The sequence below is a fragment of the Spirosoma koreense genome (assembly GCF_054777875.1).
In genome coordinates this window covers 2,166,104-2,186,054 of sequence record NZ_BAAHAC010000022.1, presented here as the reverse complement: position 1 = coordinate 2,186,054, position 19,951 = coordinate 2,166,104, and the positions used below count along the sequence as shown (strand labels likewise).

At 55.1% G+C, this 19,951-nt stretch carries 19 protein-coding genes and 1 tRNA gene; 7 read left to right on the top strand and 13 right to left on the bottom strand.

The genetic code is table 11. The features are described 5' to 3' along the window. Nucleotides 1-12: 12 nt before the first annotated feature. Together ACYVC2_RS22560 and ACYVC2_RS22555 are read right to left on the bottom strand one after the other, a co-directional pair. Entirely contained in the window at nucleotides 13-1,134 is a 1,122-nt protein-coding gene (locus ACYVC2_RS22560) for a glycosyltransferase family 2 protein (RefSeq protein WP_461107218.1), read from the bottom strand. Then, nucleotides 1,134-2,093 carry a lysylphosphatidylglycerol synthase domain-containing protein gene (locus tag ACYVC2_RS22555; protein WP_461107216.1) on the bottom strand — a complete coding sequence of 320 codons (960 nt, stop codon included), beginning with the start codon at nucleotides 2,091-2,093 and terminating at the stop codon, nucleotides 1,134-1,136. Before ACYVC2_RS22555 ends, ACYVC2_RS22560 begins: the two co-directional genes overlap by 1 nt. 45 nt (nucleotides 2,094-2,138) lie before the next feature. Here ACYVC2_RS22555 and ruvC point away from each other — a divergent pair, with 45 nt between their 5' ends. After that, nucleotides 2,139-2,729, top strand: coding sequence for a crossover junction endodeoxyribonuclease RuvC (gene ruvC, locus ACYVC2_RS22550; RefSeq protein WP_461105977.1), 591 nt, complete (start codon nucleotides 2,139-2,141; stop codon nucleotides 2,727-2,729). 10 nt (nucleotides 2,730-2,739) lie between these two features. Here the strand turns inward: ruvC and ACYVC2_RS22545 are convergent, their stop codons facing one another. Further along, nucleotides 2,740-3,573, bottom strand: a complete 834-nt coding sequence (locus ACYVC2_RS22545; RefSeq protein WP_461105975.1) for a toxin-antitoxin system YwqK family antitoxin — start codon at nucleotides 3,571-3,573, stop codon at nucleotides 2,740-2,742. 134 nt (nucleotides 3,574-3,707) lie between these two features. Here ACYVC2_RS22545 and ACYVC2_RS22540 point away from each other — a divergent pair, with 134 nt between their 5' ends. Next, a complete protein-coding gene (locus ACYVC2_RS22540) occupies nucleotides 3,708-4,130 on the top strand; it encodes a secondary thiamine-phosphate synthase enzyme YjbQ (RefSeq protein ID WP_461105973.1) in 423 nt (140 codons plus the stop codon). A gap of 92 nt (nucleotides 4,131-4,222) precedes the next feature. On the opposite strand, the gene ACYVC2_RS22535 is transcribed toward ACYVC2_RS22540, so the two are convergent. The 6 genes from ACYVC2_RS22535 to ACYVC2_RS22510 all read right to left on the bottom strand — a co-directional run bounded on the left by ACYVC2_RS22535 (nucleotide 4,223) and on the right by ACYVC2_RS22510 (nucleotide 11,273). Continuing rightward, the gene (locus ACYVC2_RS22535) at nucleotides 4,223-6,274 is read right to left on the bottom strand and encodes a thioredoxin domain-containing protein (RefSeq protein WP_461105971.1); all 2,052 of its coding nucleotides are present in this window, start codon (nucleotides 6,272-6,274) and stop codon (nucleotides 4,223-4,225) included. A 101-nt stretch (nucleotides 6,275-6,375) separates the two neighbouring features. Further along, nucleotides 6,376-8,019 (bottom strand): T9SS type A sorting domain-containing protein, encoded by a 1,644-nt coding sequence (locus ACYVC2_RS22530; protein ID WP_461105969.1) that lies wholly within the window; start codon nucleotides 8,017-8,019, stop codon nucleotides 6,376-6,378. A gap of 77 nt (nucleotides 8,020-8,096) precedes the next feature. After that, nucleotides 8,097-9,011, bottom strand: a complete 915-nt coding sequence (locus ACYVC2_RS22525; RefSeq protein WP_461105967.1) for a pirin family protein — start codon at nucleotides 9,009-9,011, stop codon at nucleotides 8,097-8,099. 57 nt (nucleotides 9,012-9,068) lie between these two features. Beyond that, nucleotides 9,069-9,869 carry an SDR family oxidoreductase gene (locus tag ACYVC2_RS22520; RefSeq protein ID WP_461105965.1) on the bottom strand — a complete coding sequence of 267 codons (801 nt, stop codon included), beginning with the start codon at nucleotides 9,867-9,869 and terminating at the stop codon, nucleotides 9,069-9,071. Continuing rightward, a complete protein-coding gene (locus tag ACYVC2_RS22515) occupies nucleotides 9,862-10,320 on the bottom strand; it encodes a hypothetical protein (RefSeq protein WP_461105963.1) in 459 nt (152 codons plus the stop codon). Before ACYVC2_RS22515 ends, ACYVC2_RS22520 begins: the two co-directional genes overlap by 8 nt. A 59-nt stretch (nucleotides 10,321-10,379) precedes the next feature. Beyond that, nucleotides 10,380-11,273, bottom strand: a complete 894-nt coding sequence (locus tag ACYVC2_RS22510; protein WP_461105961.1) for a sigma-70 family RNA polymerase sigma factor — start codon at nucleotides 11,271-11,273, stop codon at nucleotides 10,380-10,382. Nucleotides 11,274-11,466: 193 nt separating this feature from the next. On the opposite strand from ACYVC2_RS22510, the gene ACYVC2_RS22505 reads away from it, so the two are divergent. From ACYVC2_RS22505 to ACYVC2_RS22490, 4 genes are all read left to right on the top strand, one after another. Then, a complete protein-coding gene (locus tag ACYVC2_RS22505) occupies nucleotides 11,467-11,943 on the top strand; it encodes a hypothetical protein (RefSeq protein ID WP_461105959.1) in 477 nt (158 codons plus the stop codon). A 23-nt stretch (nucleotides 11,944-11,966) separates the two neighbouring features. Further along, nucleotides 11,967-12,836 carry an alpha/beta fold hydrolase gene (locus ACYVC2_RS22500; protein WP_461105957.1) on the top strand — a complete coding sequence of 290 codons (870 nt, stop codon included), beginning with the start codon at nucleotides 11,967-11,969 and terminating at the stop codon, nucleotides 12,834-12,836. 59 nt (nucleotides 12,837-12,895) lie between these two features. Continuing rightward, nucleotides 12,896-14,215, top strand: coding sequence for an MFS transporter (locus ACYVC2_RS22495; protein ID WP_461105955.1), 1,320 nt, complete (start codon nucleotides 12,896-12,898; stop codon nucleotides 14,213-14,215). A gap of 98 nt (nucleotides 14,216-14,313) precedes the next feature. After that, nucleotides 14,314-14,388, top strand: a tRNA-Val gene (locus ACYVC2_RS22490). Nucleotides 14,389-14,453: 65 nt separating this feature from the next. Here ACYVC2_RS22490 and ACYVC2_RS22485 read toward each other — a convergent pair. Then, nucleotides 14,454-15,386 (bottom strand): glycoside hydrolase family protein, encoded by a 933-nt coding sequence (locus ACYVC2_RS22485; RefSeq protein WP_461105953.1) that lies wholly within the window; start codon nucleotides 15,384-15,386, stop codon nucleotides 14,454-14,456. Between the two features lie 13 nt (nucleotides 15,387-15,399). Next, entirely contained in the window at nucleotides 15,400-15,618 is a 219-nt protein-coding gene (locus ACYVC2_RS22480) for a VF530 family protein (protein ID WP_461105951.1), read from the bottom strand. Nucleotides 15,619-15,723: 105 nt separating this feature from the next. On the opposite strand from ACYVC2_RS22480, the gene ACYVC2_RS22475 reads away from it, so the two are divergent. Beyond that, entirely contained in the window at nucleotides 15,724-16,635 is a 912-nt protein-coding gene (locus tag ACYVC2_RS22475; protein ID WP_461105949.1) for an oxygenase MpaB family protein, read from the top strand. A 17-nt stretch (nucleotides 16,636-16,652) separates the two neighbouring features. On the opposite strand, the gene ACYVC2_RS22470 is transcribed toward ACYVC2_RS22475, so the two are convergent. Beyond that, nucleotides 16,653-18,092 (bottom strand): glycoside hydrolase family 30 protein, encoded by a 1,440-nt coding sequence (locus ACYVC2_RS22470; protein ID WP_461105947.1) that lies wholly within the window; start codon nucleotides 18,090-18,092, stop codon nucleotides 16,653-16,655. Nucleotides 18,093-18,247: 155 nt separating this feature from the next. Beyond that, nucleotides 18,248-19,885: a SulP family inorganic anion transporter gene (locus ACYVC2_RS22465; protein ID WP_461105945.1), complete on the bottom strand. Its 1,638-nt coding sequence runs from the start codon at nucleotides 19,883-19,885 to the stop codon at nucleotides 18,248-18,250. Between the last annotated feature and the right edge of the window lie 66 nt (nucleotides 19,886-19,951).

Genomic DNA, 19,951 nt, shown 5'->3' with positions numbered 1-19,951 from the left:
CATCAAACGGATTCAGCGTAATACTCGGCCCTTCCAGCTATATCCCTTCCGTTGAGCCACCAGCCCAAAGAAAAGAACATAAAATGGGTAGACTAACTGCGTCAGCGGGATAACCGCCACCGACGATTTTTTTTGTAAAAAAACAAGAACTTGCCGTAAAAACAAAAACTCAGGAACGGCTTTTAATCCCATAACGAACAGAGTCGTATTTCCGTTTAAAAATCCGAGCCACCAGCCCACCAGAGCCAGTGCCGGAGCGGCATTGCTCACAAACACAAACACGGCCAGCACCGACGGCAGGATACTCGTATACGCCTGCCACTTACTGGCCCAGCGTTTGCGCTGGTTATAGAACGCCCGCCACGAGCGATGAGGCTGCGTTCGGACGATAGCCGCCGGTGCTTTCAGAAACTGAACCCCATCCGGATACTTTGCGGCAATCTTGTGCATCAGGAATTCGTCATCCCCCGAAGCCAGATGATCGACGCCCGCAAAGCCTCCGACCTCCGTAAATACTTCCTTTACGTAACAAAGGTTTGCACCGTTGCACATGGTCGGAAAACCAAGCTGCAGGGTGCAGGCACCGGTCCCGATCAGGCTGGAAAACTCGACCGTCTGCAGGGCGTCGAACAGGTTTTTTTCGGCCGTAAACGTTACAGGTCCCGTAATAAGCCGGGCCCCCGTTTTCACATAAAAATCCGCAAAAGCCGCCAGCCAGCCCGGCCCTACCCGACAGTCGCCATCGGTGGTGATAATCAGCTCGCCGGTGGCCAGTGCAATGCTTTGGGTGATTGCCCGCTTCTTGGGAGAACGGGTCCGCTCGTCTGCCAGGGGCAGAGGGCGCAGGATATAGGGCACCTGCGAAACCTGCTGTTCGACAATAGCCAGGGTCGCGTCGGTCGAAGAATCGTCGGCGACAATCACCTCAAAATGCGGATACGTCTGGTGACTCAGATCGTCCAGCAGGTAGCCGATATTCTCCGCTTCGTTGCGAATGGGAATGACAACGGTTATGAACGGCCCAATCGGCTGGGTAAGGTCGCCCGAAATGGTGGGAATGCGCAGCCAGGTAATCCATAAGATCAGCGTAAAAACCGCGTAGAGCAGACTGACAATTAATAGGAAAATCGTCATCATGCTGTCAGTTTCAGTTTCCAGACCCAGATGAGCCCGACCAAAACGGGCAGTAGAATATTGGCTATCCAGAGCAACAGCGTAGCGGTCAGGACGACCGGGGCGGGTACTCCGAACGGCACAAACACCCATAGCGAAGCGGCTTCGCGAACCCCCAGATCACTCAACAGGTTGAAAGCGGGCGTCAGGGTCTTGACCAGAAAGACCAGTCCAATACTGGCCGCAGCGATACCCAGGGGCAGGGCGATTCCTACAACATGCAGGGCGACGTAAAATTGAATCGAGAAGACAACGTATCGCAGTGCCGCCACGGTAAGCGCCAGCCCGATCTCCTGATTCGTATAAAGACCGGCTATTTTCCAGAATTCGGCGAAGCGACTGAGAAGCGGTCTGGTGCCCAGCCAGCGAACCAGCTGCAGACGAACCAGTCCAAACGCCACCCCGCCCAACGCCAGCGCCAGTAATAAACCCAGCAGCCATTGACCCGCCGGGGTGTTGCGCGTGGGGGCAATCGTCAGGTAGTGGGCCCAGGCCCCTGTCCCGAACACCAGCGCCACGTAGAACTGCATCCCACCCGATATCAGTGACGCGCCGATGGCTTCGCCCCGATGATTCCGGAGCGAGAGAACCCGCCCTGCTGTATCGCCCAGTTGAGCGGGCAGCGCAAACCCCAGCGATACACCGGCCAGCACACCCCGGTAGGCTTGCCAAAACAGGGTTCGTTCGAGCCGCTGAAGTAGTATCTGCCATTTCAGGGCTTCAAGTCCCCAGTTGACGGGGGTCAGCAACAGGAGCACGGCCACCCATCGGTCGGCATGATCGACGGTACTCAGCTGCGTGCGCACGATGGCCCAGTCGAACGGTTGTTGCCGCAGGACGTAAGCGATATACATCAGTAATCCGGCGAAAACCGTGATTTTTCCCCAGAAAATGAATTTTTTACGCGGTTTCAGCGACAAAACAGATGAGAACACGTTACTTTGCAAAGAGTACAACGCCCAATTATGCTAATTACGCCCAATTCATCTGTCGTTACCAATGAGAAAATTATTCTCGGCGTCGATCCCGGCACCCAGGTAGCTGGCTACGGCATCATTTCGGTGAAAGCGGGCGTCATGACCATGATCCAATATGGCGTGGTTCAGTTGAACAAATATACGACCTACCAGCTGAAGCTCCAGAAACTCTACGAAACCATCCTGCGGCTGATCGACGAGTACCATCCCGATGAGATGGCCATCGAAGATCCGTTTTTCGGTAAAAACGTGCAGGCCATGCTGAAACTCGGCCGGGCGCAGGGTGTGGTGATGGCGGCTGCCCTGTCACGCAATATTCCGATCGTAGAATACGCTCCCCGGCGCATCAAACAGTCGGTAACCGGCAATGGAAACGCTACCAAAGATCAGGTGTCGCATATGGTCGGTCACCTGCTGAACGAACAGCTGGACCCGCAGTTCTTCGACGCTACCGACGCGCTGGCCATTGCCGTTTGCCATCACTTCCACGAAAACGCGCTGCCGACGGTATCGAATAAAAAAACCAAAAAGGGAGCCTGGGGCGCGTTTGTGAGCGAAAATTCAGGTCGGGTTATGTAATCCACTCGGCTTACATCCGATAGGAAAGGTGATACTGGATCGAGCCGTAAACCCGGAACACCGATAGCACACAGGTCGATGCCGTAGCGACACCATCGTTGATAGCGGGCTTCCAGTTAAATTTATCGGGCACCCATTCGGGCATGTTTCGGATAACCTGCTGCATGTAACTGGATACCGCAGGCACCTGATGGGTAGCGGTCGGGTCGGCCGTAACGGTAGCGCTGACGTTGACCACCTGACCGATCTCGTTGATTGTCAGCGTCGCCGTGATCCGGCGAATCCGCTCCCCGTCGACAACAGTATTCAGTTTTTGTTTCAGGTAATCTGCCAGATCACCGGACTTGCCCGCAAACTGCGTCGGCTGGTAGAACGGCTCACAGCGTTGCACGTCGCCTTCCGGCGTATAGCATTTGCTTTTCGAAAGACGCCCAAACTTATAATATTCCCGACGCTTGATGGCGCCGTCTTCGTAGAAAACCATGAACGGACCGTTGAGCGCGTCATCTTTATACTCACAGGTGATATACAACTGCCCACTCTTGTACATGATTTTTGTTGGACCGAACCGAATTACCCGGCTGGCACTATCGAGCTGAAAGCCATTGGGCAGGGTTTTGGGCAACATCATGTACGAGTCGAGCCGGAAAAGCTGCCCATTTTTCCGAAAAATCCTGACCGTAAAATACTCGTTGTGCTTGCCATAGTGCATGATCTCCTCATCGTACTCCGCATGGGTTCGGCGCACAGTATTGGCGGGAACCATTTCCGTAGTATCCAGCTGAGCCAGTGCCGATTGACTGACGACCAGAATCCCGAGCCATAGCAGATAAAGAGCTTTCATGACGCACGTTTGCTGGGGGTGTACAGGTGCAGCGAACTAAACAGCGGCATCTGTTGATGACAACTGATCGGCCCCCGAAATAGTTAAGATTTCAGACCAGATTTTATACCCTTATCAGCCCTCGGCCCGTTGCTATGCGCATCTTCCAGCAAACCATTCAACTCCCTTCGTTTCCGCGCGGATTTCACCTGATTACCCGCATCGTCGAACGCGAGTTCGCGGAACTTCAACAACTTCAGGCGGGGCTTTTGCAGGTGTTTGTTCAGCACACCTCGGCCAGCCTCACGATCAACGAGAATGCCGACCCGACAGTACGGGGCGATTTCGAACGGTTCTTCAACAAAACTGTCCCCGAAAACGCGCCTTACTACCAGCATAACTACGAAGGTTCCGACGATATGCCCGCGCACCTGAAAGCAGCTATGCTGGGCCATTCGGTAACCATTCCCATTACCAACGGCCGCCTGAACCTGGGAACATGGCAGGGTATCTACCTGGGCGAACACCGCAACCACGGCGGCTCCCGAACCCTGGTCCTGACCGCCTGGGGAGATTAATGAATGGATAATGAATAATGTACAATGAATAGTGAGGAGTCTGAGCCCATTTTTCATTGTACATTATCCATTATCCATTATTCATTTTACATTCATCGCAGCAATCGCCAGACTTCCGCAACGCTGGTGACGGGCAACTGGCAGGCCCGGTTGTAGCACACGTAGACAGTGGTCTGGCCGTCTACGGCTCCCCGGTGTTGCAGAAGAGGCAGCTGGCTGGTTTGAGTGGCCCCGCACAGGACTTTGTTCGGATAAAACTCGGCGTCCAGCCCGCTCCGGAATTGTTCGGTTTCGGGACCGACAATGGCGATTTCGGCCGTCGGCCGGCTTCGTAGCGCAAACAACGACGCCCAGTTGGTCAGGTAGTCGGCATTTTGCTGGACCAGGGACTGAATGCGGCCCAGCATCTGGTCGGAGCGCTCGGCATAATCGGGTCGTTCGAGCAGCAGGCTCAGCACGTAAAGATTTTCCGCCATCATCGAATTCGACGACGGAACGACGTTGTCGAACAGCTCTTTGCGCCGGGCAATGAGTTCTTCACCGTTTTTATCGGTAAAGAAAAACATCGGATCAGGTCCGGTTTCGGCCTCGCCCGTATCCGAAAAATTAGTTAGTACGTACTGCGTCAGTTGATCAGCTTCCGTCAGCCAGCTTTCGGTAAACGTGGCCTGGTAAAGAGCCAGCAGCCCGTCGATGACCGCTGCGTAGTCGTCCAGAAAGCCCGCCTGCCGCGCCCGGCCCAGTTTGTACGAATGCCACAACCGACCGTTGCGACTATCCCGCATTTTTTTCAGTAGAAAATACGCCAGCCGCAAAGCCAGGCTTAAAAACTCCGGGTCGTTGAAAACCCGGTAAGCGGTAGCCAGCCCTTTCAGCATCAGCCCATTCCAGGAGCACAGGATCTTATCGTCCAGACCAGGACGTATCCGGCTCGAACGGGCCTGCATCAGTCGAATGTGGGTAGCATCCAGACGAACATTGAGGTCTGCCAGCGACCAGCCCATCCGCTCGGCGAACGCTTCGTCGCTTTCGGTCCGGTGCAGAATATTGCGATTATGCTCCCAATTACCCCCGTCGGTCAGGCTATACAGGTCTGCAAACCACTCATAGTCAGCGCCGAGCAGCTGCCGAAGCTCCGCTGTTTCGAAGGTATAAAACTTCCCTTCCACGCCTTCGCTGTCGGCATCGAGGGCCGAATAGAACCCACCTTCGGGACTTAGCAGCTCGCGCTGGGCAAACGCAATTGTCTGGTAGACAACCCGTTTATACAGCGAACTTTTTGTCAGGCTAAAAGCTTCGCTGTAGAGGGTCAGGAGCTGGCCGTTGTCGTACAGCATTTTCTCGAAGTGGGGCGCGAACCAGTCGGCGTCGGTCGAATAGCGGGCAAAACCACCTCCCAATTGATCATAAATACCGCCCAGAGCCATTCGGTCGAGGGTTAGTTCGACCTGGCGCAAAGCCGCTTCGTTGCCTCCCGTCGTTGCCGTCGTAACGTCGTAATAACGCAACAAAAACCGCCAGATGCTGGGCATCGGAAACTTGGGAGCCCGGCGCATTCCCCCTTTTTCGTCGTCGGCTTTTACCGACACTTTGCGGTAAAGCACCTCCAGGGTTTCGGGGGCAAACAGCGGGTCGTTCGGCATCAGGCCATAGCGTTCGGCATCGGTCAGGTTCAACTCCCGCGCAAACCCTTCCGCCGACTGAATCAGATCGTCGCGGTGTTCATCGAAAGCGTTCCGGACGCTATCCAGCAGGTAGAGCCAGTTTTTGGTCGGCAGATAAGTGACCCCATAAAACGGTTTGGCGTCGGGCATCAGAAAGACGTTCAACGGCCAGCCCCCCTGCACGCCCATCGCCTGTACGGCGTCCATGTAGATCGCGTCGACGTCCGGGCGCTCTTCGCGGTCTACTTTTATGCAGACAAAGTGCTCGTTCATCACCTTAGCCACCTCGGCTTTTTCGAACGATTCACGTTCCATGACGTGGCACCAGTGGCAGGCCGAATAGCCAATACTGACCAGAATCGGCTTGTCTTCCTGAATCGCCCTGGTCAGCGCTTCGTCGCCCCACGGATACCAATCGACCGGGTTATGCGCGTGCTGAAGCAGGTATGGGCTGGTTTCGTATTGAAGTTGGTTCGGCATGGGGCAGCGGGGTAAGGGCAGCGGGGTAGGGTATGGGGCAAAGGGGCTGGGATACGTCTGGTTATTGACCCTTACCCCATGCCCCGCGCCCTTACCCCTACCTACCTACCCACCATTATTTTTTTCGTTTGAATCTGGGTTTCGTTTTGAATGCGGAGCAAATACAGCCCGGTGGGCAACCCGCTTACGTCCAGGGTTTCGGTTTTGCTCGTCGCTGCTTTTCTAACGACGGTTTGGCCCAGTGTGTTTAGCAAACCGATTTCCGTAGCCGCAGGCGGCAACCGATCGAAAGCCAGATTCAGTACGGTTTGCGCCGGATTCGGACTTACCACAACAGTCGGCAGGGCGGGTTCAGTAGCCGTGACGTTGCCCATATCGAAGCGGCAGAGATACACGTCGCGGCCGGTGAGTTCGATGGTCTGTTGCCAGGATTTGTAACGCACGGTCAGGCTGGTTTTCTGCCCATCGGCTGCGTAGGGGTTCTGAGCGGCCACCAGGATGTTCGTTTTGTTGACCACACCCCGCCAAACCGGCAACTGCCGGTCCATCAGGTCACGAGCGGAGGTTTCGATGACCAGCTCGTAGGATCCCTGAAACATATCGGCAAACTGCGACAGGCGGTACAGGCCGTGGGTAAAATGTTCGTAGGCCGCGTAGACGTCGTTGCGGTCAGGCCCCAAAGTGGGGTTTTCCCACAGCCACAAGCCAGCCGCGCCCGAAAAAAAGGGGAAAATAGCCGTTGCCTCCGCCATGAAGGGCTGAATAAACTGAAGCGCACTATTCGAGCTGTCGTGATAACGCATCCACACCCACGGCACCACCGGCTTGTTGCTCCAGGCTCGGTTCACTTCCACCTGAAATAACAGATACGACAGGTAATCTTTGGCCAGCACATTGGGGTAGTCGTAGTAATAATAAGCCGACGGCGACAGGGCGTCCAGTTGTTCGTAATAAGGTCCGCCGATGCCGCTCCCCGTCTGATCTTTCACCAGATAATTTACCAGACCAAGGTTCGTCTGCCAGTCGGCCCAGCTAAACGTCGGCACGTTCAGGTAGGTGTTCAGAATGGGCGTGTCGGCGTAGCTGCTCAGGCTGACGTTCGTCAGGTCGGCGTGCTGGCGCATATACCGGGCTCCTTCGGCGTAGAGGGTACGGATATCCCGTTTGTAGGCGGCAATAAAATCGGCATCGGGCAGGTTTCGGTAGGTGTCCGGTACCCGCGTATCCTGTTTAAGCCGCAGGATTCGGGTATCGGTCTCCTGAAACCGCTCCACGTCGATGACCAGTCGACTGCCGGGAAGCACATATAGCCCGGCTGCGGTTTTCTGCCCGCCCGAAATGCTGGCCAGAAAACCGTCCCATTTGGCGTAATAGGCGTTCAGATCGTTGCCCCACGGACTTTCGATCGTTTCCCAGGGCTGGTTCAGGCCCGTGGCGAAGCCGTAATATACGATCGCACGCTGCTTACTCTGCACCAATGAACCCAACTCATTCGCCTGCACGTCGACCAGATGACTGAATCCATGCCGAAGGGGACTGGCCTGCGTATCGCCGAAGCGGGGCCCACCGTAAATGACCGGAAAGGGAACCGTAAAGTCCGGAAATTTACTCCACTCGATCAGATTGGGTTGGCCAACGGGTGTGAATGAAAGTCGGCTGGCGCACTGCTGCGCCCGTGCCGACAGACAACCCATCAGCCAGAGACCAATTGCCCACGCACAAAAAAAGCCGGAAGAACGCTGCATTGCTTAAAGTTTCGCCAAAGATAGCGAACGGCAACGATGCTTTTCGATTTGCAGCTTGGGGTGGCAGCACTGCCCGTTCAGGATAGCGGTTGCGGGGGCGGGGTTCCGGCCGGTCTGGATTTATCGGACGGCAAGGGCACAAACTCCGCATTGTCATTGGGCGGTAAGGCAATCCGGCCGGCCTGCCAGTCGGCTTTGGCCTGTTCGATACGCTCGGGTCGCGACGATACGAAATTCCACCAGATAAACCGCTCGCCCAAGGGTTCGCCCCCCAGTAGCATGAGCGTACAGGCCTCTGTCGCAACCAGCACCGGATCATTTCCGGGTGTAAACACCAGCAACTGACCAACGCCATAGCGCTGCCCATTCACCTCGACGCTTCCTTTGGCTACGTACGCGCCCCGTTCCCGATAGCCCTGCGGCAATCCGAACCGAACGCCCGGTTGCAATACGACGTGAGCATAAAACAGGGGCGAATGGGTTTTCACCTGATTTCGCAGCCCGAAAGCCTCCCCCGCAATCAGCCGCAGCCACACGCCGGTATCGGTAAAAATAGGAAGCTCCGCTGGCTGATAATTATCGAACGAGGGCGCGCTTTCTTCAACGGCTTCGGGTAGCGCGACCCAGGTCTGAATCATTTCCAGCGAACCGCCCGCCAGCGTAGCCGGATCTTCGAACCGCTCGGAGTGCGCAATACCCCGACCCGCCGTCATCCAGTTGACCTCACCCGGCCGGATGATCTGCTCGACGCCCAGGCTATCGCGGTGCACCACCTGCCCATCGAAGAGGTAGCTGACGGTAGACAGGCCGATGTGCGGATGCGGCAGCACATCCATGTTCGGAATCTGAGCGGGTGTAAAACTCACCGGCCCGGCATGGTCCATAAAAATAAACGGCCCCAGCATCCGGCGCAGTCGATACGGCAGTATCCGACGTACTGTAAACCCATTTCCCAACGAAGCCGCACGGGCATCAATGATCGAATCTAACATAAGCCAATGTTTTTTCTTACCGATTTACTCGGGTCGACTACCTGCGCGAACGACCGCCTATGTCGCATACCGTTCGCGCAGGTAGTCGACCCAGGTTTCGCTGCCAGCTGCCATTTCAGAACACGTATTATCTCCTCTGGCGAAAGCGTGCATGAGCGAACCTATGGCCGGGATCGGCACAATCGGTTTCGTGAACGGCCGGTACTGCATCCAGCTCCGCACCAGGGTTCCGACGTCTTGTACCTGCGGACCACCCAGATTCAGGATGGACTGCTGAGGGCCATCCTGTGCCAGACGATACAATTCCTGCGCCACCGCCCGCACATGAATCGGCTGAACTAACAGCTTTTTCGGGATAAATCCAATCGGCAGGCTCATCAGTTTGCCCAACGCGAAATCGATCAGGTTATGGAACTGGGTCGCCCGCAGGATCGTGTACGGCACCTGAGCCTGGCGGATCAGGACTTCAGCCGCTCGTTTAGCCTGGTAGTAACGGTATGGAATTTTATCGACACCCACAATCGAGACATAAATCAGATGATTTACCTCCGACCGGTTCATGGCCGTCAGCACGTTGCGTGTAATGACCGTCTCGACTGGTTCGCGACCGATTCTACCGGGACTGCTGGCTAACAGAAAAACGGTATCGATACCCGCAAGTGCTGCCGTAAGTCCCTCTCCTGTTCTTGCATCCATTCGGGTCCAGGGTATTCCGGCCGGCTGCCCGACCAGACTGTAGGAGTCTGTTTTGATCGGTTGGCGGCTCCCGGTCAGAAAATCGACCGGGTGTTTCCGAAGTTCGTTCACGACGGCCGAGCCCAGAACGCCCGAACCGCCAATTACCAGCGCCTTACGCATGTGAAATCGGTTTATCGTGAACCGGACCAGACGAGGCTTTTTCGAAATCGCGATACCCGAGCAGCAGCAGGGGCAGTAAGGCCCCTACCGATAGCGTGACAACATTCCCGATCTGATCGATCAGCGGCAACATATGCAGGTGGGTTAGATGATAGAGCAGATGTGGCCCGCTGAACATCAGTAGACAGAGGGCCACTGCCCGCACTGATACGAGCCGGGGCGACGCGAAAGCCAGGAAGCACAGCAGGGCTAGGGCTAGAAAAAAGCCACCCGCATCCCGAATCAGGTGTTCGTTGTAAGGCCCATCCACGGCGACCCAGACCCGCCCCAAACCGGGGAACGATTCGTAAAAACTGCGTGGCAGGAACAGCGCCCAGCCGCCCGGAAACGCGTTGGTAATACCTAAATAAAGCAGGGTAGCCTGTACCCAGCGGGGATGTTTGGTTTGCATAGACCGAAAAAGTTGTCAACTCTTCTCCTAGACAAACCAGTCGCCCGCTTTGTGACAGCTCAACCGAAAATTTCCTGAAGATGCGCCAATTTATCGGGGTTGCGGATAAAATAAAGCTGCTGAATTCCCGACGTATCGGCTTCAATGACCATGACTGTCGTTAACACCCGATCTTCTTTACGGAAAAACAACAGCGCAGCTTCGCCGTTGATCAGTGCCGGTCGGGCTGTTAGCTGATCGCCCTGCCTGGTGGCCACCGACCGCAGAAATGTGCTGGCGATAGCGGACCCGTAGAGTGGCTTAAGCGCGGCCAAAGCCTTCCCTCCTCCGTCGGAATAAATAACCACGTCGGTCTTGAGCAGGCGGATCAACCATTCGGTATCGCCCGTTTCGGCCGCTTTGACGAAGGCGTCCAGGAGTGCCTGTTGCTGATCAGGATTAATGGTAAACCGTCGGGTATCGCCCGCCATTTTTTCTTTGGCCCGCTTATACAACTGACGACCGTTCGCTTCCGAGGTGTCGAACAGCTCTGCCAGCTCGGCATACGCGAAGTCGAAGCTTTCTTTGAGAATAAAAACGGCCCGTTCCAGGGGCGAGAGCGTTTCCAGCAGGCGCATGAACCCGTATGAAATATCCAGTTTGGCGTCGATTGCGTAACTGCTCATGAGCACCGGTTCGGGGAGCCAGATACCTTTGTAAGCTTCCCGCTGTCGTTTTACCCGTGCCAGATGATTCAACGATGCATTGATGACGCTTTTGGCCAAATAAGCGCTTATATCCTGAACGGCTTCCGGTGTCAGATTCATCCACTTTAAAAACACGTCCTGCACAATATCTTCGCTGACCATTAGCTCGCCCGTCATGCGGTAGGCAATGGAAAGTAAAGTGGGCCGATACGCCCTGACCGCGTCGGATGGGGCCAAGGCTGCTGTTTTGGTTCGATGTTCATCCATAAACGAATGGCGGTAAAGAACGCTCTTCGGGCTGAAGCGTATTATTTTGTTGTATTTTGCGTCCGGAACCGTGGCACGTAGGCAATCCCAACGAAGATACTAACTTATCAAAATTATAGAATTTGCGCCGAAAGCGACCTTGCACTCAGACGAATCGGTTAGCGGCCGACGTTACCCATCCAAATACCATCTTATGAACCAGGTACATCACATTATGCATACGTTTCGACTTCTTCTCCTCACGGGTATCTTTTTTGTGGCCTTCACCGCGTGCAAAAAAGATACCGATACCCCCGCCCCAACGGCTTCGTCTCAAACGGACCTGCTGATCGCCAACAACTGGCGCGTATCCAGCATAACGACGCCCGACGGACAGATCATCAACCCCAACCGGCTCGATGTAGTGACTCAGAGTCTGTTTACGCTGAACATGCAGTTTCGCAACAACGGCAGCGTTCGGGCACTCGACCCCACACAGGCCAATTCGGCGGTCAATGGCGGTTCCTGGACGCTGGCCGCTGATAATCAGTCTATCGACGTGGACGTGACGGGCTTTAAAGGTAATTTCCCGATTATCCAGTTGACCAAAAACAAGCTCATCCTACGCCAGAATGCGCCGGTGGATGGCAAAAAAACCGACATCAACCTGGTTTTCGATCCGAGTCTATAATCAGGTCCGCTTTTCAGTCCGATATGCAATTCGAAACGGAACCGGGCTTTTTCGTCCGCGGAGACGCCTGGGGCGATCCGGCACATCCACCCGTCCTGCTACTTCACGGGGGTGGCCAAACCCGGCACTCGTGGGGCGACACGGCCCAGTTGCTGGCCGAAGCGGGTTGGTACGCCATTGCCCTCGATGCCCGCGGACATGGCGACAGCGACTGGTCGCCCCAGGGTCATTACCACCTGGACGACCTGGCCCGCGACCTGCGATCGGTGGCCCGGCAGTTGCCTCGAAAACCAGCCCTGGTGGGTGCTTCGATGGGTGGACTGACGGCGCTGATTGCCGAAGGCGAACGCCCCCACGAAGACAGAAAACCGATTTCTACGGCCATCGTACTGGTCGATATTGCACCCCGACCGGAGCAGAAAGGCATCGAGCGCATCTTCGCGTTCATGAGCGGCAATCAGGATGGGTTTGCCAGCCTGGATGAAGCGGCCGAAGCGGTAGCAGCCTATCTGCCTCACCGTCCGCGACCATCAGATCACAGCCGGCTGGAGAAAAACCTTCGCCTGCGTCGGAGCCCATCGGGCGATTATCGCTACTACTGGCACTGGGACCCAACCATGCTGGCCTTGTGGCAACAAACGACCGGCCCCGACCGAAAACAGCAGAACGAAGAACGGCTCTACCAGGCCGCACACGCACTCACAGTCCCAACGCTTATTGTGCGCGGAGGCATGAGCGACGTAGTTAGCGACAATGTGATGGCCGAATTTCTGGATGCGGTGCCCCACGTTCAGAGTGTGAGCGTTGCCGGTGCCGGCCACATGGTCGCGGGCGACTCCAACCATGCTTTTACCCGAGCCGTGATCGAGTTTTTAAAAAACGAACGATCGTAGGCCTGCATGAGCGGAGGAGGTATCGTATATTCGCTCCGTATTCTTCTTTTTTGGCCTTTATGCAGAAAAACGTTCCCCGCGTCCTCACCGCCTGGGCCCTGTACGACTGGGCCAATTCAGTACACGCCCTGGTCATCGTATCCAGTATTTTCCCCGTTTATTTTTCGGCCACCGCGCTCAATGAAACCGGTGGTCCCGTCATCAACTTCCTGGGAATTTCCATCAAAAACTCGGTTTTGTTTTCCTACACCATTTCGGCGGCTTTTCTGTTTACGGCTCTGCTCTCTCCGATCTGCACGGCCATAGCCGACTACAGCGGCCGTAAGAAAGCGTTCATGAAGGCGTTTTGTTATACGGGCGCCATCAGTTGCAGCCTGTTGTATTTTTTCACGAAAGAAACCACCACCCTGGCCGTCATCTGCTTCTGGCTCAGCCTTATTGGCTGGAGCGGGAGTATTGTTTTCTACAACTCGTACCTCCCCGACATCGCCACCGAAGATCAGTACGACCGGGTCAGTGCGCGCGGGTTTTCGATGGGGTATATCGGAAGCGTACTGCTGATGGTGCTTAATCTGCTGGTGATTCTCAAACGCGAATGGTTCGGAAATATCTCCGAAGCGCTGGCCTCCCGGATTGCTTTCCTGACGGTCGGACTCTGGTGGATCGGCTTTGCCCAGATTCCCTTCAATCGCCTGCCCGACGGGGTCAGAAAAGTTCGCGCCGGAACCAACGGCAATTACCTGCTGAACGGCTTCAGGGAACTGCGCTACGTGTGGGGCAAGTTGCAGGAACAGCCCTTAGCGAAGCGCTTTCTGGGCGCTTTCTTCGTGTACAACATGGCTGTTCAGACCGTAATGTACGTTGCCACCATCTTCGGTAGCGACGAACTGCACCTGCCCGGCCAGAGCCTGATCATTACCATCCTGTTGATTCAGTTGGTGGCTATTCTGGGCGCCTACGGCTTCTCACGGCTGTCGGAGCGGCTGGGTAATACGTATGCCCTGATGGTTGGGGTTGCCATCTGGATCGGCATCTGCGCGGGCGCTTACTACGTACAAACCGAAACGCAGTTTTTTATATTGGCCAGCTTCGTTGGGTTGGTCATGGGGGGCATCCAGTCGCTGTCGCGCTCGACCTACTCCAAACTTATTCCGGCCACTACAGATACGGCTTCGTATTTCAGTTTCTACGATGTGACCGAGAAAACCTCGATCGTCTTCGGCACCCTGGTGTATGGCCTGATCGAGCAGATTACGGGAAGCATGCGCAACAGCATCCTGGCTTTGCTGGTGCTGTTTATAGTTGGTTTTGTACTGTTGTGGCGAATTCCTTCGCAAAAAATTTACAGCACCCGTTTGGAAACAGAGGAAGTTTTGTAAGTTTGCAGACCCGAAAGGGAATGGATACTGTAAAATGAATAATGGATAATTAGTCTACCGTGACAAATCATTTTTCATTATACATTAACCATTAAAAAAGGAGGTTAGCTCAGTTGGTTCAGAGCGCTGCTTTGACAGAGCAGAGGTCAGCGGTTCGAGCCCGCTACTTCCTACAATAAGCAAAAGGCCGATGAATTATTATAATTCATCGGCCTTTTGCTTATATGTTTTCCCGGATTTACTTCACAACCGGCAGAAATACATTCACGGCCGGGTGCATGGTATACAGCCGATACTGCTTTCCATCGCTGACCAGAATCCCGCTTGATTTGTTGCCCGTAACCAGCGGATTCCCTTTGTATTTGGTCCAGTGGATCAGATCGTCCGACACGGCCACATTCGTCGACCACTCATGCCAGTCAGCAAAGGCCGAAGCGTGGTAGTACGCATAGTAACGGCCTTTGTGGCGAATAACCTGGTTCATAGCCACCGCGTATTTGTCGTAGTCGTCGGGGCCTTTCGCTAAAACGGGCTCGTCCTGCACGTTCGTCCAGGTTTTCCGATCCGTCGATTTAGCCAGCCAGACGGCCTGATCTTTCCGTTCGTAGAATAGATACCAGGTCTTTCCCTCTTTCCAGGCGGTGGGGGTTCCGTAAGGGCCCTGACTGAGCGGTTTCCCATCGACGTATCGGATTTCAAGTGGTCCTCGCTCCTGCCAGTGAATCCGGTCTGTCGATGTAAGCAAGTGGGCTATGTCGTTTTGCCCCTCGGCAAACATGTAGTAGGTGTTTCCATCCTTTACCACCGTCATATCTTCCACCCAGGTCGCGGCATGGATCGGATTACCGGCATATCGCGTCCAGTTGAGGCCGTCCGCCGAGCTTGCATATCCCAGTTCTTTTTGCTTTCCCGCGCCATCCTGATAGCCCGTGTACCAGAGGTGATACGTATTTCCTTCGTGCAGAATGTACCCACGCTCCCGAATTTTCTGGTCCCAGGTCGACGTGCCGGTTCCGGAAAACACCGGATTGGCCGAGTAGGGCGTAAACTGAACCAGCTCAGCCGGAAAATCGGGATCGGCTGTTGCTGGAATAGAAACATCAGGTGGATTCCAGGGGCGAGCCAGCAGACAGGCCAGCAACAGGGTGACAAAGGTAGCGATGGGGTTCACAGTCGGTTCGTGATTACTTGTACATGTTTAGGTATAGCTCTTCGACTTTCTGGCGTGCCCAGGGGGTTTTCCGCAGAAACGTCAGGCTGGATTTGATACTCGGATTGCTCGTAAAACAGCGAATGTCGATAAACGTACCCAATTGTTTCCAGCCGTAGGCCGCTACCAGTTCCGTCAGGATTCGCTCCAGGGTTTTGCCGTGCAGCGGATTATTGGGTTGAGAAGTGGGCATAACAACGACCAGGAAGCGGATGGTTAACTAGCGCAAGTTATCGATTTCGGGCTTATTTTTACAGTGCGACATCTGCCGATCGGTCTGACAGTGTCGGTTACTTGCATGGGCACTACGTACCATAAACGATTCGGTCTTTTTCGGAACCCGGCCGTTGAGCGCGAGCTGCTATCGCTCGACCCTACCCGCGATCATCAGCGGATGGTTCATTTACTGACGGCCTATGCGTTTCCGTTCGACATCACCCGCGCCCTCGAACTGGCTCTGTTTCATACCTACGCCAGCCCACGTGTATCGGGCCTGCTGGCTCACACGAAGGAATTTGAACAGCACGGGCAAAAACGTTACGACGACACGAGCCGCCTGATTTCGGAATTTATGGAATCAGGCTACGACAGCGAAAAAGGCCGGCGGGCCATCGACCACATGAACCGGATTCATGGGCACTATCGCATCGACAATGCCGATTTTGTGTTCGTGCTGGCCACGTTCGTTTTCTACCCCATCGACTGGATCGGTCGGTTCGGCTGGCGAAAGCTGACTGCTTCCGAAGAACAGGCGCTCTTTTATTTCTTCCGGGAAGTGGGACGACGTATGAACCTGAGCGACCTGCCCGACAGCCTGAGCGCGTTACGAGCCTTCACCGAGGCTTACGAAAACCGGTATTTTCGGTATACGCCCAGTAATCGTCAGATTGCCGACGCCACCGTAAAAATCGTACAGGGTTGGTTTCCCCGGTTTCTGCACCCCCTGGTTCAGCCGACGGTGGCCGCCTTGCTGACCGATAAGCTCCGCCTGGCTTTTGGCTACCAACGCCCACCCGGCTGGTTCATTGGCCTGATCGAAAGCGCTTTGTGGCTCAGAAAATGGCCCCTCCGCTGGATTACGACCAAGCCCTACCCTACTCTGATCGCCAACACCCGGTTCCGTTATTACCCCGGCGGCCCGCCCGATGTGGAAACCGTCGGCCCCGATGCGCTGATAAATCCGCGTATTCGTCCGGATGCGAAGGGTTAGATCACGGACAGCGTATTTCACCATACGAACGTGCCCACAGCACCCGCCGACAACGTGGCCCCGACCGATTTGTCGCCGTTGCGGATAATAAAGGCCTGTGACGATCCGCTGTCGTTCAGAACAATCAAAGCGAGCCGTCCGTCGGGGGTTCTGAACGCTACATTCGGCAATGACTTAGGCCCGTCGGATGCGATACGAACAGACCCCGGCCTTACGAACTTAGACGCCACAGCCACGTTGTAATAGGCCGGATTCCGGGTCACGGTGTTTTTATCAATCGTCAACGCACCCAGGCATTCCGTACAGCCGCCAGGCGTGTGGGGTTTCTGATGCGGATCGGCCGCCAGGTTCCACTGCAACACCGTCCGGCTCCAGTTGCGGGATGCGCCGATGATCAGTTCACGTACGTGCCACACCAAGTCAGTTTTCAGGTTGCCGGGTGCGCCAATCCACTGCTCGGTGAAGTACAGATTTTTGTCGGGATAGGCTTTATGCACTTCCGAGAGCGCGCTGATCGGTCCCGCGTACAAGTGAAAAGCCGAGCCATCGACGTATTTTCGGGCTTCCGCATCGTTCAGCACCGTAATCGGAAAGTCGGGGCGGTCGGCATTGTGGTCGTAGAGGACGATCTTGGTTTTGATCCCGGCTTTCCGAAATGCTGGTCCCAGGTTGTTTTTGATAAAAAGCGCCTGCTCAGCGGGTAGCATTAGCAGGCTGGGGTTATTGCCGGGGTGCAGCGGTTCATTCTGAATCGTAATGGCGTCAAGCCGGATACCTTCTTTCGCCATTCCCTGAATATAACGGACAAAATAGCGTGCGTATACGTCGTAGCAATCCAGTTTCAGGCTCCCTCCTTTCGAGTTGTTGTTCGTTTTCATCCAGGTAGGCGGAGACCAGGGCGACCCCAGAATTTTTACGGCTGGGTTGATGGTCAGAATCTCCCGTAGAATCGGAATCAGGTGTTTTTGATCGGGCGCCAGGCTGAATTTTGCCAAAGTGGGGTCCGTTTCGCCGGCGGGCAGGTCGTCGTAAGAAAACACACGCTCGTCTAAATCCGACGCTCCGATGCTAATGCGCAGATAGCTTACGCCAATTCCTTTTCCGCTGGTCGAAAACAGTTCGTTCAGAATGGCTTTACGAGCGTCGGCATCCATCCGGTGCAGTAGCATGGCACTCCCTCCGGTAAGCGTATAGCCGAACCCATCGATCGGCTGGTAGGTTTGCGATGCATCGACGCTGATAGTAGCGCTACCCTGATCGGTAGCGGCAGGCTGTAGGGACGGCTGCTCCACAAACAAAATTCGTCGGCCGGGGTCCGTCAGCCAAAACGCTACCCGTGGGCTGGACTTACCCGATTTTAAGCGCTTCGAATTCGGCTGGCCAGCCAGTGGTCCGGCCAGCAAGCTAAGAAGTACGATAAGCCTGATTGGCAGGCATAGTTTTCGATGAAGAAACATACGATCGAACAGCATCTGGTTCAGTTAAAGCAGGGCTCTCAGCCGTGCCCCGGTTATTGGGTACATCAATAACCGGGGCACGGCTGACCCCTGTTCCTCTGAAAAGTTATACTGGCTCAAAGGCTACCGATGAATGTCCGGTTTTTAATCCAGGCTTATTGATGAGAACCGGTCGCCAACGGGTCAACTTGTGAATTGGCTTTCACCCTGCGCATTCGGGGCCGTCGGTTCAGTACTACATTTCGAAGCTGATAGTCGATTCCCTGCACTTTGGCGGTTTCGCTGAAATCGTGCAGCATATTGAAAATATCCTGGTCGATAAACGGCGCTTTACTTCCATCGACGATCACCTCGTCGCCAGTCTGGAGCGTGCCGAGGGCCTCCTTCAACTGGGGTTTGCTCAAAAAATACAGGTCTTTCTCGAACTCGATAGTCACCTGCCGACCGTTGCGCTTCACTTGAAACGTCGATTGAAAATTGGTGTACAGCACATACACAATCCCCACCACCGAACCCAGGGCAATACCGATGAGCAGATCCGTAAACACAATTCCGACAACGGTAACGACGAACGGCATGAACTGACTCCAGCCATCCCGATAGGTTTTCCTAAAAATGGCGGGCTTAGCCAGTTTGTAGCCGACCATGATCAGTACCGCTGCCAGACACGATAACGGAATCAGGTTCAGCAGTGGCCCACCCAGAAATACCGCCACCATCAGAAAAATACCATGCAATACGGCCGATACGCGAGTCCGGGCACCTCCATACACATTGGCCGACGTGCGCACCACCACCGATGTAACGGGAAGTCCGCCAATCAATCCCGACAGTATATTCCCAATGCCCTGTGCCCGCAGCTCCTGATTGGCCGAAGAGACCCGCCGGGCCGAATCGAGCCGGTCGGACGCTTCGAGATTCAGCAGGGTTTCGAGGCTGGCCACCAGCGCAAGGGTTGCTGCTATGCCATACACCTGGGGATTCCTCAGCGCCTGAAAATCAGGAAAATCGAAGATCGAAAAAATGGATTTACCAGGAGCAATGGTCGGAATCTGCACCATGTGTTGATGAGCCGTGTCGCCCAGGTACCAGTCCGGTATCGACACCCGAAAAAATTCATTCAGCGCGACCCCAAGCAGGACAACTACCAAAGCCGCCGGAAAACTTTTGATGAGCATCCGCGTACTGCGTCCGGCAATCCGGTCCCAGCCCATCAGGAATGCCATCGACACCAGGCTGATGACCACCGCACCGGGACTGGCGGTTTCGATGGCCCGGTAGATTTCGGATATCGTATTTTCACTGTCGGCCAGTTGCTGGAATTCAAATTCGCCTTCGTAGTCGTTATCGCGGCCCAGAGCGTGGGGAATCTGCTTCAAAATGATCACAATACCGATCGCCACCAGCATGCCCTTGATGACACTGTCAGGAAAAAAACTACTGAATCGCCCCGCTTTGACCAGTCCCAGCCCCAGTTGCATCAGCCCGGCCAGCACAACGGCAACCAGAAAAGACTCGTAAGAGCCTATTTTTGTGATGGCATCGGCAACGATTACCGACAACCCGGCCGCCGGTCCACTCACGCTGACTTCGGAGCCTGAGAGTAAGCCGACGACGATGCCACCGAGCATCCCGGCAACTAACCCAGAAAACAAAGGAGCTCCGGATGCCAGCGCAATGCCCAGACAGAGCGGCAGGGCGACCAGAAAAACGGATAGGCCAGCGGGCAAATCCTGGCGCAAATAGTCCGCTTTATAACTGGCAAGGGTGCGAAGTGGGCTAACTCGTTGCATAAATTTGTGGCTGTTGGCCTGGCTATACGGGAAAATGCCTGGCTGAAGACAACCGGCGCTTGAAAT